At 50.0% G+C, this 16,389-nt stretch carries 11 protein-coding genes; 4 read left to right on the top strand and 7 right to left on the bottom strand.

The window, feature by feature from the left end; translation table 11 throughout:
- Positions 1-146: 146 nt before the first annotated feature.
- Both DWZ44_RS16275 and DWZ44_RS16270 read left to right on the top strand, forming a co-directional pair.
- Positions 147-1,889, top strand: coding sequence for an Rqc2 family fibronectin-binding protein (locus DWZ44_RS16275; RefSeq protein WP_117761560.1), 1,743 nt, complete (start codon positions 147-149; stop codon positions 1,887-1,889).
- 215 nt (positions 1,890-2,104) lie between these two features.
- Positions 2,105-4,573 carry a cation-translocating P-type ATPase gene (locus DWZ44_RS16270; RefSeq protein WP_117761561.1) on the top strand — a complete coding sequence of 823 codons (2,469 nt, stop codon included), beginning with the start codon at positions 2,105-2,107 and terminating at the stop codon, positions 4,571-4,573.
- 90 nt (positions 4,574-4,663) lie between these two features.
- Here DWZ44_RS16270 and DWZ44_RS16265 read toward each other — a convergent pair whose 3' ends face one another.
- From DWZ44_RS16265 to DWZ44_RS16255, 3 genes are all read right to left on the bottom strand, one after another.
- The gene (locus DWZ44_RS16265; protein ID WP_117761562.1) at positions 4,664-5,227 is read right to left on the bottom strand and encodes a TIGR01440 family protein; all 564 of its coding nucleotides are present in this window, start codon (positions 5,225-5,227) and stop codon (positions 4,664-4,666) included.
- A gap of 94 nt (positions 5,228-5,321) precedes the next feature.
- On the bottom strand, positions 5,322-7,727 hold the full coding sequence (gene leuS, locus DWZ44_RS16260) for a leucine--tRNA ligase (RefSeq protein ID WP_117761563.1): 2,406 nt from the start codon (positions 7,725-7,727) through the stop codon (positions 5,322-5,324).
- A gap of 232 nt (positions 7,728-7,959) precedes the next feature.
- Positions 7,960-10,050 (bottom strand): elongation factor G, encoded by a 2,091-nt coding sequence (locus DWZ44_RS16255; protein WP_022461417.1) that lies wholly within the window; start codon positions 10,048-10,050, stop codon positions 7,960-7,962.
- Positions 10,051-10,448: 398 nt separating this feature from the next.
- Between DWZ44_RS16255 and DWZ44_RS16250 the strand changes: the two genes are divergently transcribed.
- Together DWZ44_RS16250 and aroA are read left to right on the top strand one after the other, a co-directional pair.
- Positions 10,449-11,561 carry a prephenate dehydrogenase gene (locus DWZ44_RS16250; RefSeq protein WP_117761564.1) on the top strand — a complete coding sequence of 371 codons (1,113 nt, stop codon included), beginning with the start codon at positions 10,449-10,451 and terminating at the stop codon, positions 11,559-11,561.
- 34 nt (positions 11,562-11,595) lie between these two features.
- Positions 11,596-12,879, top strand: coding sequence for a 3-phosphoshikimate 1-carboxyvinyltransferase (aroA, locus tag DWZ44_RS16245; protein WP_117805347.1), 1,284 nt, complete (start codon positions 11,596-11,598; stop codon positions 12,877-12,879).
- A 61-nt stretch (positions 12,880-12,940) separates the two neighbouring features.
- Here the strand turns inward: aroA and DWZ44_RS16240 are convergent, their stop codons facing one another.
- Genes DWZ44_RS16240 through DWZ44_RS16225 form a run of 4 tightly spaced genes read right to left on the bottom strand, consistent with a single transcriptional unit; the run spans position 12,941 to position 16,193 of the window.
- A complete protein-coding gene (locus tag DWZ44_RS16240) occupies positions 12,941-13,852 on the bottom strand; it encodes a phosphatidylserine decarboxylase (RefSeq protein ID WP_243002131.1) in 912 nt (303 codons plus the stop codon).
- On the bottom strand, positions 13,849-14,484 hold the full coding sequence (locus DWZ44_RS16235; protein WP_022461413.1) for a CDP-alcohol phosphatidyltransferase family protein: 636 nt from the start codon (positions 14,482-14,484) through the stop codon (positions 13,849-13,851). Before DWZ44_RS16235 ends, DWZ44_RS16240 begins: the two co-directional genes overlap by 4 nt.
- Positions 14,468-15,529 carry a lysylphosphatidylglycerol synthase transmembrane domain-containing protein gene (locus DWZ44_RS16230; RefSeq protein WP_117805346.1) on the bottom strand — a complete coding sequence of 354 codons (1,062 nt, stop codon included), beginning with the start codon at positions 15,527-15,529 and terminating at the stop codon, positions 14,468-14,470. The genes DWZ44_RS16235 and DWZ44_RS16230 overlap by 17 nt, the downstream gene beginning before the upstream one ends.
- Complete coding sequence (locus DWZ44_RS16225; protein ID WP_022461411.1) at positions 15,519-16,193, bottom strand: phosphatase PAP2 family protein; 675 nt, start codon at positions 16,191-16,193, stop codon at positions 15,519-15,521. Before DWZ44_RS16225 ends, DWZ44_RS16230 begins: the two co-directional genes overlap by 11 nt.
- Between the last annotated feature and the right edge of the window lie 196 nt (positions 16,194-16,389).

Here is a 16,389-nt window from a genome sequence, read left to right as displayed (position 1 = left end):
GTCCTTTCCTGTACCTTCTGAAGTCTTTTTCAGAAAATACATCTACCCATACGGATTTATTATAATTCATTCAGAAAGCCTAGTCAAATCTTTTTTTCTGTATTATAATGAAAATACTAGAATTTCAAACAAAGGAGATATTTTCTATGGCTTTTGATGGAATTACCATTGCAAATATTGCACAGGAACTGAATCAGACCATCGTCGGCGGAAAGATCAACAAGATCGCACAGCCGGAAAACGACGAGCTGATGATTACAATAAAAAACAACCGTACCGTTTACCGTCTTCTCCTCTCGGCAAGTGCTTCGCTTCCGCTGATCTACCTGACGGACAACAATAAGCCCGGCCCGATGACCGCACCGAATTTCTGTATGCTGCTCCGCAAACACATCGGCAGCGCCCGCATTCTCTCCGTTACCCAGCCGGGACTCGAGCGTATTCTTATTTTTGAGCTCGAGCATTTGAACGAACTCGGCGATATCTGCCGCAAGAAGCTGATTGTGGAGATCATGGGAAAACACAGCAACCTGATCTTCTGTCAGGAGGACAATACGATCCTTGACAGTATCAAACATATTTCCGCCAACATGAGTTCTGTCCGTGAGGTTCTTCCGGGCCGCACCTGGTTCATTCCGCACACGCAGGATAAGAAAGATCCGCTCACGATCACAGAAGAAGAATTTTTCGATTTCGTCTGCACGAAACCGATGGCTGCCGCAAAGGCAATCTACACTTCCCTTACCGGCTTCAGCCCGCTGATGGCGGAGGAAGTCTGCTGCCGCGCCGGCATCGACGGCGGATTTGCGGTCAATGCACTCGAAGAAAATGCGAAGCTTCATCTGTTCCGCACCTTCTCTTATCTGATTGAGGATATCAAAAACGGCGCATTTACGCCGAACATCGTATACCAGGGCGATGAGCCGAAAGAATTTTCCGCACTGAAACTGACGCAGTATCAGGATTTGCGGGAGGAAACATACGATTCGATCTCCGGTGTACTGGAAACATACTATGCCATGAAAAACCGCATCACCCGCATCCGTCAGAAATCTTCCGATCTGCGCCGTGTCGTCAATACCGCACTCGAACGGAATGTCAAAAAATACGACCTGCAGCAGAAACAGTTAAAAGACACCGACAAGCGGGAAAAATACCGGATTTACGGTGAGCTTTTAAATACGTACGGCTACAGCTGCCAGCCGGGCGATACTTCGCTGAACGCCGTCAATTACTATAACGGCGAGGAAATCACGATTCCACTCGACGGAACGCTCTCTGCCGGCGAAAATGCAAAAAAATACTTCGACCGCTACGGAAAGCTGAAGCGGACCCGTGAGGCACTCGAGGAACTTCTTGTCGAGACGAAAGAGGAAATCGACCATCTCGAATCCATCAGCACGGCGCTTGATATTGCGCTCGATGAGGCGGATCTGGTGCAGTTAAAAGAAGAGCTGATCGAGTACGGCTACATCCGCCGCAAGGGACCGACAGGGAAAAAGCAGAAAATCACCTCCCATCCGTTCCACTACCGCTCTTCCGAGGGCTTTGACATTTATGTCGGCAAGAACAACTTCCAGAACGAGGAACTTTCGTTTAAATTCGCCTCCGGCAACGACTGGTGGTTCCACGCGAAAGGCCAGCCGGGCAGCCATGTCATCGTAAAGACGAACGGTAAAGAGCTGCCGGATTCCGTCTACGAAGAGGCCGCTGCTCTCGCCGCCTATTACTCGAAAGGCAGACAGGCACCGAAGGTGGAAATCGACTACACCTTAAAGAAAAACCTGCGCAAACCAAACGGAAGCAAACCGGGCTTCGTTGTTTATTACACCAATTACTCCATGATGGCGGAGCCGAACATCCGCAATCTTCAGGAAGTACAGGACTAAATTCAGAATACAAAAGACTTTTCGCACATTCCTATCTGTTCCTCTTTGCGAAAAGTCTTTTTTTCGTAAAATTTAATACTTCCTTCATTTCTTTTTCGATGCTCTATGGTATACTTCTTAGTATGGAAAAAGATTCCAGACGTGATCTTTTTCAAACAAACCACAGTGAGGCTGTCTCTTCTTTATCAGGACGGCCGGAGAGGAATATAACTGTTATGAACAAAACAATTCCCGAAATCATTCACCGCCGTGTTCCAACGACGCGTTATGAGGCAGACCCTTCCGAAGGCCTTTCCGCCGAGCAGGTTGCCGAGTACCGCGAGAACGGCTGGACCAACCGTGCGGTGGAACCTCCGTCCAAGACAACGGCCGAGATCGTAAAGAGCAATGTCTGTACGTATTTCAACCTGATTTTTCTGATTATTGCCATCTTTCTGATCCTTGCCGGTTCGTTCCGGGATCTTACGTTTCTGCCGGTCATCATCGCGAACACGCTGATCGGTATTGTACAGGAGATCAAGGCGAAAAAGACGCTGGAAAAGCTGTCTGTTTTAAACGCGCCGAAGGCTACTGCGATCCGTGACGGGGCTGAGGTAACACTCGCCGCGGAAGATCTCGTACTCGATGATATTGTTGTATTTACCGCAGGAAAACAGATCTGCGCTGATGCCGTCGTGCTTGAAGGTGAGGTACAGGTCAACGAATCGCTGCTTACCGGTGAATCCGATGAGATTACCAAGCGCCCGGGCGACGAGCTGATGTCCGGAAGTTTTATCGTCTCCGGAAGCTGCAAGAGCCGTCTGACCCAGGTCGGTGAAGATTCCTACATTTCCCGTCTGACCCTCGAGGCAAAGGCCATGAAAGAGGGCGAACAGTCCGAGATGATCCGCTCCCTCAACAAGCTGGTAAAGGTTGTCGGCATTCTGATCATTCCGATCGGTCTTCTGCTCTTCGGCCAGCAGTTTTTCGTCTCCCACGAAACGTTCCGTGAGAGCATTACCTCGATGGTGGCCGCCGTGCTCGGCATGATCCCAGAAGGTCTTTACCTGCTTGCAAGCGTTGCCCTTGCCGTCAGCGTTATGCGGCTGGCTTCGCAGAAGGTTCTCGTGCATGATATGAAATGTATCGAGACGCTGGCTCGCGTCAACGTGCTCTGTGTCGATAAGACGGGAACCATCACCGAGACAAATATGAAAGTACATGATCTGATTCTGGTCGGCTCCAGTTCAGTCCCTGATACAGAATCCGGCAAAAATGCTCCCGCACTGCAGAAAGAAGAGCTTTCCCTTGCGGTCGGTGATTTCGCATCTGCCATGTCAAACGACAACATTACTATGGCGGCACTGAAAGAATATTTTAAAGACAACAACGGCAAAACTGCCGTTTCGATGACTTCGTTCTCCTCGGAATTCAAGTATTCCAGTGTGACATTTTCGGATGTCTCCTACGTGCTCGGTGCCCCGGAGTTCGTTCTCCGCGATGATTTTGCACGCTATCAGAGTGAAATTGAAGCGTATACCTCAAAGGGATTCCGTCTCCTCGTCTTCGGCACATCCGAAACTGTACCGGATGGAAAAGCACTCTCCGGCCGTGTCACGCCGCTTGGCTACGTGCTTCTCTCCAATCCGATCCGAAAAGAAGCACCGGAAACGTTCCGCTACTTCGAAGATCAGGGTGTCCATGTCAAGGTCATCTCCGGTGATACTCCGGTAACGGTATCTGAGGTTGCCCGCCAGGCAGGGATTGCACACGCAGAGGATTATATTGATGCTTCCACTCTAAAGACACCGGAAGAGCTCGAAGAAGCAATCCTGAAATACACCGTGTTCGGCCGTGTCACACCAGACCAAAAACGCCAGTTTGTCCAGGCTTTAAAGAAAAACGGCAAGACCGTTGCGATGACCGGCGATGGTGTCAACGATGTGCTCGCATTAAAGGATGCCGACTGCTCCGTTGCGATGGCATCCGGAAGTGACGCTGCCGCACAGGCTGCACAGCTCGTTCTGCTGGACAACGACTTTTCGAAGATGCCTTCTGTCGTACTGGAAGGCCGCCGCGTTGTCAACAACCTGCAGCGCTCGGGAACGCTGTTCCTGGTAAAGAACATTTTCTCGTTCCTGCTGTCCATCTTCTCACTGATCTCGATGGTGACGTATCCGCTGGAGCCGTCCCAGATCTCGCTGATCAGTATGTTTACGATCGGTATTCCAGGCTTCCTGCTCTCGCTGATGCCGAACAAAAACCGGATCGCGGGCCACTTTATCACGAACATTCTGACACGGGCCCTGCCTGCGGCGCTGACCGACTTTTTGATGGTCGCAACACTCGTCGTCTTCGGCCAGGAATTTGCGGTCGGCTCGGAAGATATTTCGACCGCTTCCACCGTACTGCTCGCCATTGTCGGTTTTATGATTCTCTACCGGATCAGCAAGCCGCTCAACTGGATGCGCTGGACGATCCTGATCGGCTCGATTATTGCCTTCATTTTCTGCAGTACCTATCTGAACCAACTGTTCGCCATTTCTGATATGTCCAGAAAATGTATCATGCTGCTGGTCGTATTCTCTGTCGCAACAGAGCCGGTTCTGCGATATTTGAGCATCCTCGTGGATTCCATTTCCTCTTTTTACCGGAAGCAGAAAATTTTCTTCCTGCGAAAACGGGAAGCGAGAAAAGCGAAATAAAACGTAAAACCAACCATCAAAAATGCCGTACAGCGTTGGAAATTTTTCCTCCGCCTGTACGGCATTTTTTGATTTACAAATCACAGTTTCTTACTTTCTCATCTCCGGATCTTCCGCGTAATGCGTCCGCTCGCCGCCGATGTATTTCGGTCTTGTCCGCGCGCAGACAACGTGCGCATCTCCGATCGTTTTCTGCGATACCCGGACCGGAACGGCTACTGCCTTCAGCTGCATGCCGATCAGCACATCACCGATATCAATACCTGCATGCGCCTGCACACGCTCTACGGTGACAGCGTCCTCCAATCCATAGTATGCCGCCATCGCAAACGATCCGCCGCCATGCAGCCACGGTACCGCGCAGACCGGCTCGTAACCGTATTTTTCTGCCGCCGCACGCTCCAGAACAACCGCGCGGTTCAGATGCTCACAGCACTGCGCCGCCAGATACAGCCCATGCTCCTTCGTACACGCATACAGCGCCTCAAACACCGCCTGCCCGATCTCCTGGCTGGAATCCGTTCCAAGCTTACTGTTGTGAATTTCACTCGAAGAACATCCCACTACCAGAGTCTGTCCCGGTTTCATCTGCGCCGTCGTAATCAGCTCCTCTGCGACGGCACGCGCTTCCTGTCTGATTGTTTTAAGATCCATTTTGTATCCCTCCTTGCTAAACAGCAATATTTATGCAAAAGGAGACTGACTCTTTTTCCAAGAATCAGCCTCCTTTCTTCAGCTTACATAATTATTATTTCTGAACGATATTCACAATTCTTCCCGGTACGTAAATTTCTTTTACGATGTTTCCGGTCAGTTTGTCTGCAACTGCCTCTTTTGCAGCGGCGATTGCGGTCTCTTTATCTGCATCTTTGGCGATTTTGATCGTTCCGCGCATTTTACCGTTGATCTGAACAGCGATCTCGGCTACTGCCTCTACCGTCTTCTCCTCGTCAAACTCCGGCCATGCGGTCTGATACAGACGGCCTTCGTATCCAAGGTCTGCCCACAGTTCCTCGGTCATATGCGGTGCAACCGGATTCAGCAGGATCAGAAGGGTTTCGAACTCTTTTCTCGTTACTTTTCCGGCTTTGTAGAACTCGTTGACCAGGGTCATCATGGCTGCGATCGCTGTGTTGTATTTCAGGGACTCATAGTCGCTGGATACTTTCTTGATGGTCTGGTGCATTTTGGACTCCAGCTCTTTGGAGTAGGAATCTCCGTCTACCAGGCTGTCCTGCAGTTTCCATACACGCTCGAGGAAACGACGGCATCCTTTTACGCCTTCCTGAGACCAGGATGCACTTAAGTCGAAGGCACCGATGAACATCTCGTACGTACGCAGGGTATCTGCACCGAACTCAGCTACGATATCATCCGGGTTGACAACGTTTCCACGGGATTTACTCATCTTCTCGCCGTTCTCGCCGAGGATCATTCCGTGGGAAGTACGTTTCTGATACGGTTCCGGGCAGGTAACTACGCCCTGATCGTACAGGAATTTATGCCAGAAACGGGAATACAGAAGGTGAAGGGTGGTGTGCTCCATTCCTCCGTTGTACCAGTCAACCGGCAGCCAGTATTTCATAGCTTCTTTGCTTGCCAGAGCCTCTTTGTTCTTCGGATCGGTATAGCGGATGTAATACCAGGAAGAACCAGCCCACTGCGGCATGGTATCGGTCTCACGTTTTGCAGGTCCTCCGCAGCACGGGCAGGTGGTGTTGACCCAGTCTGTCATGGCAGCCAGCGGAGACTCGCCGTTATCGGTCGGCATGTAGCTCTCTACATCCGGCAGCTCCAGCGGAAGGGATTCTTCCGGAACCGGAACGTAACCGCATTTGTCGCAGTGTACGATCGGAATCGGCTCACCCCAGTAACGCTGACGGGAGAATACCCAGTCACGCAGCTTATAGTTTGTTTTTGCTTTTCCAACGTGGTTCTCTTCGAGCCACTCAAGAATTTTCTTTTTTGCTTCCGCAACGGAAAGTCCGTTCAGGAAACCGGAGTTGACAAGAGTTCCCTCTGCAACGTCGGTGTAAACTTCGTTCTGTACGTCGCCGCCTGCAACAACCTCGATGATCGGCATGTTGAATTTCTTTGCGAACTCCCAGTCACGCTCATCGTGTGCCGGTACTGCCATGATGGCGCCGGTGCCGTAGCTCATCAGTACATAATCGGAAATCCAGATCGGGATCTCTTTTCCATTAACCGGGTTGACTGCGGAAAGTCCGTCGATCATGACACCGGTCTTGTCTTTTGCAAGCTCGGAACGCTCGAAATCGGATTTTCTGGCTGCCATCTCACGGTATGCGCAGACCTCATCCCAGTTCTTGATCTCATCTTTGTACTGGTCGATGTACGGATGCTCCGGGGAGAGTACCATGTACGTAACACCGAACAGGGTATCCGGGCGTGTGGTATAGATAGTCAGCTTCTCCGGTTTATCTTTCAGGGAGAAATCAACCTCTGCTCCGTGGGAACGTCCGATCCAGTTTTTCTGGGAAGTTTTGACACGCTCAATATAGTCAACGCCGTCCAGACCGTCGATCAGCTTGTCTGCATACTCGGTGATCTTCAGCATCCACTCGCTCTTTACTTTGCGGACAACCGGGCTTCCGCAGCGCTCGCACACGCCGTTTACAACTTCCTCGTTTGCAAGACCTACCTTACAGGAAGTACACCAGTTGATCGGCATTTCTTTTTTATATGCCAGTCCGGCTTTGAAAAGTTTCAGGAAAATCCACTGGGTCCAGTGATAGTATTCCGGATCCGTCGTGTTGATCTCTCTGTCCCAGTCGAAGGAATATCCAAGAGACTGAAGCTGGTCTTTGAAGTGATGTACGTTGTTTTTGGTAACGATCTTCGGATGAATGTGGTTTTTGATCGCATAGTTCTCCGTTGGAAGACCAAATGCATCCCAGCCCATCGGATACAGAACGTTGTAACCCTGCATTCTGCGCTTTCTGGCTACAATGTCCAGTGCGGTGTACGGACGCGGATGACCTACGTGAAGTCCCTGTCCTGACGGATACGGGAACTCAACGAGTGCATAGTATTTTGGTTTTGTATAATCATCTGTGGCGGCAAAGGCTTTCTCGTCCTGCCAGATCTTCTGCCACTTTTTCTCAATGTTCTGTGGCTCATATCTTTTACTCATAGGTAACCTCCTGCATGTTCAAGTTCAAAGTTCTTTTTTCTCACACTGCCGCATAGGACAGCATGCACATTTGAACATATAGCTGTATTCTATCACTCTTTCCCTGTTTTTACAATTTATTTTTTCCTATATCCTCCGTTTTTCTTCAAAAACCGCAGAAAAATCCGGTTTCCGGGCAATTCTGCTCCCGAAACCGGATTTTCTCTGTTTTATCACACTATTTTATAAAGCTTTATTCTTCTGCTTTTTCAACCTTCGAAGCTCTTGCTTCAATCTCTTTTGCCTGGATATCGGACGGAGCCTGCTCATATCTCGCAAACTCATAGGAGAAATCACCGCTTCCGCCTGTCATGGAGCGGAGTGTTGTGCCGTATCCGTAGATCTCAAGTTCCGGAACATCAGCCTCGATAATCGTATGGCCCTTGTGATCCGGGTTCATGCCGAGCACACGGCCGCGGCGTTTGTTGAGATCGCCCATGATATCGCCGGTGTATTTATCGTCTACAGTGATCTTCATCGAAACGATCGGCTCAAGGAGAACCGGGGATGCTTCCATAAAGCCTTTCTTGAACGCCTGGATCGCTGCGGTCTTGAATGCCATCTCGGAGGAGTCTACCGGATGATAAGAACCATCATACAGAACGGCTTTGACGCCGACTACCGGATAAGCAGCCAGAGGGCCTTTCTGTACGGCTTCCTGGATACCTTTTTCAACAGCCGGGAAATAGTTCTTCGGAACGGCGCCGCCGACAACTTCCTGCTCGAAAACGTATGGTTTTTCGAGATCTCCGGAAGCGGAGAAGCGCATTTTTACATGACCGTACTGGCCGTGGCCGCCGGACTGTTTTTTGTATTTTGCTTCTACATCCGAATTTTTGCGGATCGTCTCGCGGAAGGCTACCTTCGGACGGGACAGCTCTACTTCTACTTTGTAGCGCTCCAGCAGCTTGCTAACGATAATATCGATGTGCTGGTCGCCCATGCCGTACAGCAATGTCTGATGGTTTGCAGAATCATTGACTGCCTTCATAGTCAGGTCTTCCTGCATCATCTTGGCAAAGGCCTGGGAGATCTTATCTACATCGGCTTTGTTCTTCGGTTTATATCGTTTTGCGGTGTACGGAGTCGAAACATCCGGTTTTCCGTAGCGGACCTGATTGTTCTTTGTCGCAAGGGAATCGCCTGTTCTTGCATCGCCGAGTTTTGCGATGGCACCGATATCTCCTGCATGAAGCTCCGGTACTTCGATCGGCTTGGAGCCTTCGAGCACGTACAGCTTGCTCAGTTTTTCTTCGGATTCCTGATCTACATTATAGAGCACATCATCGCTTTTAATAACGCCGGAGCAAACCTTAATCATTGAATATTTTCCAAGGAACGGATCCACGATCGTCTTGAAAATGGTCGCGCTCTTCGGTTTCGCGAAGTCGTAATTTGCCTCGAAAATTTCGTTCGTATTGAGATTGATGCCGGCACACGGACGGGTGGACGGATCCGGGAAGTATCCGCAGATATCATCCAGAAGGTTCGATACGCCCTGCAGATTGACCGGGGAGCCCATGCATACCGGAACGATGGTGCCGTCTCCTACGTTCATGGCAAGCGCTGCGGAAATCTCTGCTACCGAGAACTCTTCTCCGCCAAAGTAGCGGTCCATAAACTCTTCACTTGTTTCTGCCACGGATTCCATCAGGGTTTCACGGTACTTCTCCAGATATTCTACGGAGTAATCCGGAATCGGGCATTCTTCTTTTTTATCTTTTTCGATATATCTGCGGCCTTTGTTCTTTACAATATTGATATATCCTACAAATTTACCGTTTTCACGCAGAGGCATATGAAGCGGTGCGATTCGTTTTCCGTACAGTTCGGTGAGCTGCTCAACGACTTCTCGGTAGCTGACATCGTCCTGATCCATTTCCGTTACGAAGATCATACGCGGAAGATTGTATTTCTCGCAGAGTTCCCATGCTTTCTGGGTTCCGACCTGCACGCCGGCCTTTCCGGATACCACGATTACAGCGGCATCTGCTGCGGAAGCGGCTTCCTGTGCTTCTCCTACGAAATCAAACATTCCAGGAGTATCCAGAACATTGATCTTATTTTTTCCCCATACGACCGGGACAAGCGTTGTGGAAATAGAGCATTTGCGCTTGATTTCTTCTTTGTCAAAATCGCTGACGGTATTTCCGTCTGTCACTTTTCCGAGACGGTTTGTCATACCGGAAAGATAAGCCATAGCTTCGGTCAGACTTGTCTTTCCGGAGCCGCTGTGCCCCAGCAGCACCACATTTCTGATTCGGTCAGTTCTAAAAACGTCCATATGTAATACCTCCCATGTAAGTAAATTTGCAGATTGCAAGGCCGCTCTTATTCGCCTTTCTGCTTTTTATCAAGATTCACGTCTTCCGTTCCTCTTATCATAGTCACTATTCTACTAAAGTTTTTGCTTTTTTGCAAGTATATTATTCATATTTCACAATATATTTCTGAATTTTTAAATTTTGTATGTATTTTAGCTGGTTATTCTGCCCTTCTTCCGCTTTTCTATCTGGCTTTTCTGTGGAATCTGCCGGATTTTGCAAAACAAGCAAAATTGCTGCCTTTCAAAAATGCTTTGTCGCTTTAAAGCAAGAAATCTTTGACATTTGATTTCAGATGCTTTACAATGTCTTTTATACGATTTACCTACGAAAATTGTCAGAAAGGACTACTTGAATTATGTGTGATACATCCGAAAAAATCTGTATCGGCTTTATCGGCCTTGGCCTCATCGGCGGCTCCATTGCAAAAACCCTCAGAAAGGTTCACCCGGAGTATAAACTGATGGCCTACTGCCGCACCAAAGCGACGATCGAAGAGGCAATTCAGGAAGGCGTGATTGATATCGCGCTGGAAGAACGGGACGACCGCTTTGCCGACTGTGACTATATCTTCTTATGTGCTCCTGTCAGCACCAACATCTCCTATCTTCCGTTCGTAAAAGGCATCGCAAAACCGGGCTGTATCATCACAGACGTCGGAAGTGTAAAAGGAGAAATCCATCAGGCGGTTGAGACCCTCGGCATGACGCACCAGTTTATCGGCGGCCATCCGATGGCAGGCTCCGAAAAGACGGGATATTCCAGCGCCACCGATTACCTGCTGGAAAATGCTTACTATATGATTACACCCGGACCAGATGTTGAGATCGCGACAGTTTCCGCTTTCGTTGATCTTGTCCAGTCCTTAAAGGCGATCCCGATGGTTTTAACATACGAAGAGCACGACTACATCACCGCAGGTGTCAGTCATCTGCCGCATATCGTTGCCGCTACCCTGGTCAATGCACTCGCATCCCTGGACACACCGGAAGAGCAGATGAAAACCGTTGCTGCAGGCGGCTTCAAGGACATCACCCGCATCGCTTCCTCCTCCCCGGAGGTATGGCAGCAGATCTGTCTCTCAAACCAGAAGCAGCTCTCGAATGTGCTGGATTCCTATATCCGCCTTCTCGTCCAGGCAAAGTATCTGGTCGATAACAAAAAGGGGCACGAGCTCTACAATATGTTTGAAAATTCCCGCGAATACCGGAATTCCATGGAAGATTCTTCCTATGGACCGACAAAGAAAGAATACGTCGTTTACTGCGACCTGCTCGATGAAGCCGGCGGAATCGCAGCCGTTACAACAATTCTTGCCATCAACCAGATCAGTATTAAAAATATCGGCATTACGCATAACCGCGAGTTCGAAGAGGGTGCTCTCCGCATTGAATTTTATGAAGAGCAGGCAGGCATTCTTGCCCGGAAGGTCTTAAAAGACCATGGCTATACCATTCATATCCGCAATTAAAAGCGCGTATATCTTGACAGGAGGAAGTTACGTTATGCAGTTCCAGAAAGCAGTACGTCCTCTGCGCGGAGAAATCTCCGTGCCGGGCGATAAATCCATTTCCCACCGCGCCGTCATGTTCGGTGCCATTTCAGAGGGAACCACAGAAGTCACAAACTTTTTACAGGGTGCCGACTGTCTCTCCACCATCTCCTGCTTCCGCAGTATGGGCATTGAGATCGAGAACACGCCGGAGCGCATCCTCGTTCATGGAAAAGGCCTGCACGGGCTTTCGGCTCCGTCCGCCGTTCTCGACTGCGGAAACAGCGGAACAACGACACGCCTGATCTCCGGCATTCTTTCCGGCCAGAACTTTTCCAGTACACTGACCGGTGACACCTCCATTCAGAAACGGCCGATGGGACGCATCATCAATCCGCTGACCCAGATGGGCGCTTCCATCCGCAGTATTCCGGAAAACGGCTGTGCGCCGCTTGCGATCAACGGCCATCCGCTCCACGCCATCTCCTATCTTTCGCCGGTCGCATCCGCACAGGTCAAATCGTGTGTCCTGCTTGCCGGACTGTATGCTGACGGAAAAACAAGCGTTACCGAACCGGCTCTTTCCAGAAACCATACGGAGCTGATGCTGAAATTCTTCGGCGCCGACGTTGCCTCCGAAGGGCTGACCGCATCGGTTCTGCCGGACCCGGATCTCCATGGAAATCTCGTCCGTGTGCCGGGAGATATTTCCTCCGCCGCCTACTTCATCGCCGCCGCGCTGATAGTTCCAGGCTCTGAGGTGCTCCTGAAAAATGTCGGCATCAACCCGACCCGCGACGGTATACTCCGCGTCTGCCGCGCCATGGGTGCTGACATCACACTTCTGAATGAGCAGAACTCCGGCGGAGAACCGGTTGCAGACCTTCTCGTGCGCTATACGCCGTCTCTTTCCGGCACCGTCATCGAGGGCGAACTGATCCCGACCCTGATCGATGAAATCCCGATCATCGCGGTTCTTGCCGCCACAGCGAACGGTACAACCGTGATCCGGAATGCGGAGGAGCTGAAAGTCAAAGAATCGAACCGTCTTGATATCATGGTAAACGAACTCACCGCGATGGGTGTTTCCTTGGAAGGCACGGACGACGGCATGATCATTGAGGGCGGAAAACCATTCCACGGCGCCCAAATCGACAGCCGCCTCGACCACCGCATTGCGATGTCGTTTGCAATCGCTTCGCTTGCCGCAGAGACACCGACGGAAATCCTGCGCGCCGGCTGTGTGGATATCTCGTATCCGACATTCTACCAGGATCTGGCACGGCTGCAGGCATAAAAAACGTTTAAACAAAAAATGGATTGTGAAGATCATTTCCTCACAATCCATTTTTTTGCTTTTACCCTGTTCTTCCGGCCGTTCCAACCGTTTCTCCCTGCCGTACCCGCGTTTCGATTCCAAGCCGCGAATAATTCCAGATCCGTTTTTCCGGCACTGCGCTTCCCTTCTGTGCCAGAACGATCACTGTCGAACCACCGAAGGCAAAATAGCCTTTCTCTTCGCCGCGCTGTACACGTCTCGCCGCTCCGGCATTTTCATTGACAATCTTTCCGACCATCATCGCGCCGACCTCCATCTGCAGCAGTGTGCCGAAATTTGCGGACTGCAGCAGCGTGTAGGTTCTCGTATTTTCTTTATAGATCGGGCAAAAATCATTCGCCGCCGGATTGACCGTGTGGAGCACGCCCTCAATCCGCCGTTCCGTCGAACAGACGCCGTCATCTACAAAGAGATACCGGTGATAATCGTCCACGGAAAGCCGGAACAGAAATAACGTTCCGCCCTCATACCGTTTTGCCAGCTTCCGGTCGCGCAGAAGCTGTTCCAGCGTATATTCTGTGTTCTTGATCTCAAACTTCCCGTTCTCATGAATCGGATAAACCGTAAGCCGCGCATCACACGGGCTGATAAAATCCTGCGGCGCATTGGAAAACGGACGTGCATCCATTTTCAACTTCCGCACAAAGAAATCATTGAACGAGATAAACTGCTTTGCGGTACATTCCTTCAGTGAAATATGATTTTTCTTTACAAACGGTGCAACCAGCGGCACCGATAAGCGGCTGTCCAGAAAGCAGCCTGCCGCACGAGATACAAATGGCTGAACCAGCGGCTGCATCGCGGCTCTTCCGGCGGCATGGCTGTACATCATGTGTAGAAAACGGTCCTGCATATCATTTTCCTCGCGGATCAGATCAAGCTTTGGATGATTTTTCCCCTGTTTTCGGTAAGGATAAGCGCAGAGTCTCAAATCGTTCTTCCTCCCTTCCAGATCAGAAGTCCGCGGAGCACAGCCACTCCAACGACCGCTACCAGCACAGCAAGCTCTTTATTCGTCGGCTTGCGGAAGCGGAAATCCGTGATAAATAGAACACCGACCGCCAGCACCAGCAGATGCAGCCAGATTAGAAAGTATCCGCGGCAGAGCGGCGCAAAGACGAACAGCAGCGGCAGAGCCACTGACATCGAGGTAATCGGCAGTCCCTGGTAATATTTCCGGTTCTCCGAAGTTTCATTCTGACGCTTCTCTTCCATTACGTTAAAATATCCCAGACGGATCACGCCCGCAAGACCGTAGAAAATAAGAATCGGAATGCTGTAAAAATGTGTCATGCCAAGCTCATAGCAGAGCACGATCGGAAAGACACCGAAACAGACCACATCGCAGAGCGAATCGATCTGAATGCCGAACCGCTTTTCATCTTCTGTCCTGTTTTTCTTCGTCCGAGCAATTTTTCCATCGAACATATCGCACAGTCCGGAAAAAGCAAGACAAAAAATCGCCCAGTTAAAGTGTCCCCGCGTTGCAAGAAAAATGCCGCTGATGGACGATGCAAAGCTGATATATGTTAATATTACGGTATAATCATAGAACCCTATCATATGTAGTTCCCCCTCTTTTTTCTCTTTTCGTATTCCCGATCGTAAGCTGTGCGACGATGGTAAAGACTGCACTCACCAGCAGTTCCCCGTAGTAGCCGAGCCCTCTGGAAAGCACCATTGCCGGAAGAAGCAGCGTGCTTCCAAAGACCGGCGGGAAAATTTTCAGGAACAGTGTCTCGCTGATTCCCATTCCTCCCGGAAGCGGCAGCATGTCAACCGATACGGAAATGACCGCCTGCAGCAGCACAATGGCAATAAAGGAAATGCCTGATAAATGAAAAGCGCGGTATACAAACCATGTTGCTGCAAATAAAGCAAACCTCTGTGCAAAGGTAATCGCAAGGACATTGACCAGCACCATTTTGTGGGTGCCAAGATACGCTGCCGTATTCTGGTAGACTTCCATGGAAGCTTCCAGTTTTTTCAGGCGGCTTTCTTTTCGTTTCATCAAATGCAGTTTTTCCACGATTTTCAGTCCCAAAACCAGAATTGTCCGCGCAAGCGCCGGATGAAAAACCAGAATAAGCATGGCTGTGACACAGAAGACATTCAGACCGATTCCCAGATAGAAAACCGGAAGGATTTCCGTCAGATACCGGTGCAGGAAGCCCTGTCCGAACAGAACAAGCCCAAGTCCCACCACGACCAGCACCGCTTTGTAGGTGATCGTGACGATCATCAGAATCACCGTTGATACCGGAAGAGATATTTTCTCCTTTTTCATATAGTAGAGCTGCATCGGCTGGCCGCCGCTTGCGGACGGTGTGATACAGCTGAAAAAGAATCCGACGGAAGAAAACAGAAAACATGTCCGCTTCTTCACCGGAATCTGGAAGGAATGCATCATGTACCAGATGATGATCGATTCTCCCCAGATAAAAAACACGACACAGAACAGTCCCGGCAACAGCCACCGCACATCTGCCCGCCGCATTGCTTCCATCATTGCGCCAAGGTCTTCGCCGTGGAAAACACCGTATATCGTCAACGCAAAAATCACAACGAGAAAAACGGTATTCACGATCATTTTTTTCTTACTCTGCACGGCGTTTCCACCTCCTTCGTTCCAATATCATGCCATACCATGCACCAAGATGCGTGCGTCCCGCGATCTGCCACGTCACTTCTGCCAGAAGCGCTCCGCCAATCACATCTGCAATCACATGCTGCTTTGTTGTCAGCGTAGAGACAAACACGGCAAGTGCCGCCCAGAAAGAGAACCGCTGATACCAGCGCGGAATCTCCCGTCTTCCACGGACTGCGATATAGCAGAACCAGCTGTTCAGGCAGTGAATCGATGGGAACAAATTGTCCGCCGCATCCATCTGGTAGAGCAAGGCAAGCATCTGATTCCAGAATCCCTGTTCCGGGATCGACGGCCTTACGTTCGTTGTCGGCAGCAGCAGATAAAATGCCATACAGACAAGCCGCGCCAGAACATCTGCTGCAAAGAACCGCCAGACAAATTCTTTCTCTCTGCTTGCGGCAATCAGATAATTTACAATCCAGACCAGATAACAGCCAAAATAAATCACGATCGTCCACGGGATCACCGGGATCTGCTGGTCCAGCACCGTTTCTATATTGTAATGTTTCCACGAACTGGTAAACGGCCGCGTTCCAAAATAAGCGATAAAATTCGCTGTCAGCGTCAGAATTAGCGGCAGGATACCATAGTATGGAAACTTTCTTCTCTCGTCTCTCTTCAAAATCCGTCCTCCCTTGTCTCAAACACGTATCAGTATACGCAAAAACATTCCCTGACACAACCCAGTTCCGCTCGTTTTCAGAAACCTTAATAAAATCTTCTGTTTTTCGGCAGGGAAAAAGAAAGATTTAGAAGATTCGCTGGACAAAAAGCGACCATATAGGGCTTCGCGGGTGTTCCTATATGGTCGTTTTCTT

The organism is Blautia sp. AF32-4BH, assembly GCF_003460565.1.
GTDB classification, from domain to species: Bacteria; Bacillota; Clostridia; order Lachnospirales; family Lachnospiraceae; genus Fusicatenibacter; species Fusicatenibacter saccharivorans.
The sequence above is the reverse complement of the archived record's forward strand: the minus strand, read 5'-3'. Positions and strand labels throughout refer to the sequence as shown.

Excerpts from the sequence above, each read along its gene's own strand:
- DWZ44_RS16275 (WP_117761560.1), top strand. The coding sequence starts at position 147 with ATGGCTTTTGATGGAATTACCATTGCAAATATTGCACAGGAACTGAAT.
- DWZ44_RS16270 (WP_117761561.1), top strand. The coding sequence starts at position 2,105 with ATGAACAAAACAATTCCCGAAATCATTCACCGCCGTGTTCCAACGACG.
- DWZ44_RS16265 (WP_117761562.1), bottom strand. The coding sequence starts at position 5,227 with ATGGATCTTAAAACAATCAGACAGGAAGCGCGTGCCGTCGCAGAGGAG.
- leuS (WP_117761563.1), bottom strand. The coding sequence starts at position 7,727 with ATGAGTAAAAGATATGAGCCACAGAACATTGAGAAAAAGTGGCAGAAG.
- DWZ44_RS16255 (WP_022461417.1), bottom strand. The coding sequence starts at position 10,050 with ATGGACGTTTTTAGAACTGACCGAATCAGAAATGTGGTGCTGCTGGGG.
- DWZ44_RS16250 (WP_117761564.1), top strand. The coding sequence starts at position 10,449 with ATGTGTGATACATCCGAAAAAATCTGTATCGGCTTTATCGGCCTTGGC.
- aroA (WP_117805347.1), top strand. The coding sequence starts at position 11,596 with ATGCAGTTCCAGAAAGCAGTACGTCCTCTGCGCGGAGAAATCTCCGTG.
- DWZ44_RS16235 (WP_022461413.1), bottom strand. The coding sequence starts at position 14,484 with ATGATAGGGTTCTATGATTATACCGTAATATTAACATATATCAGCTTT.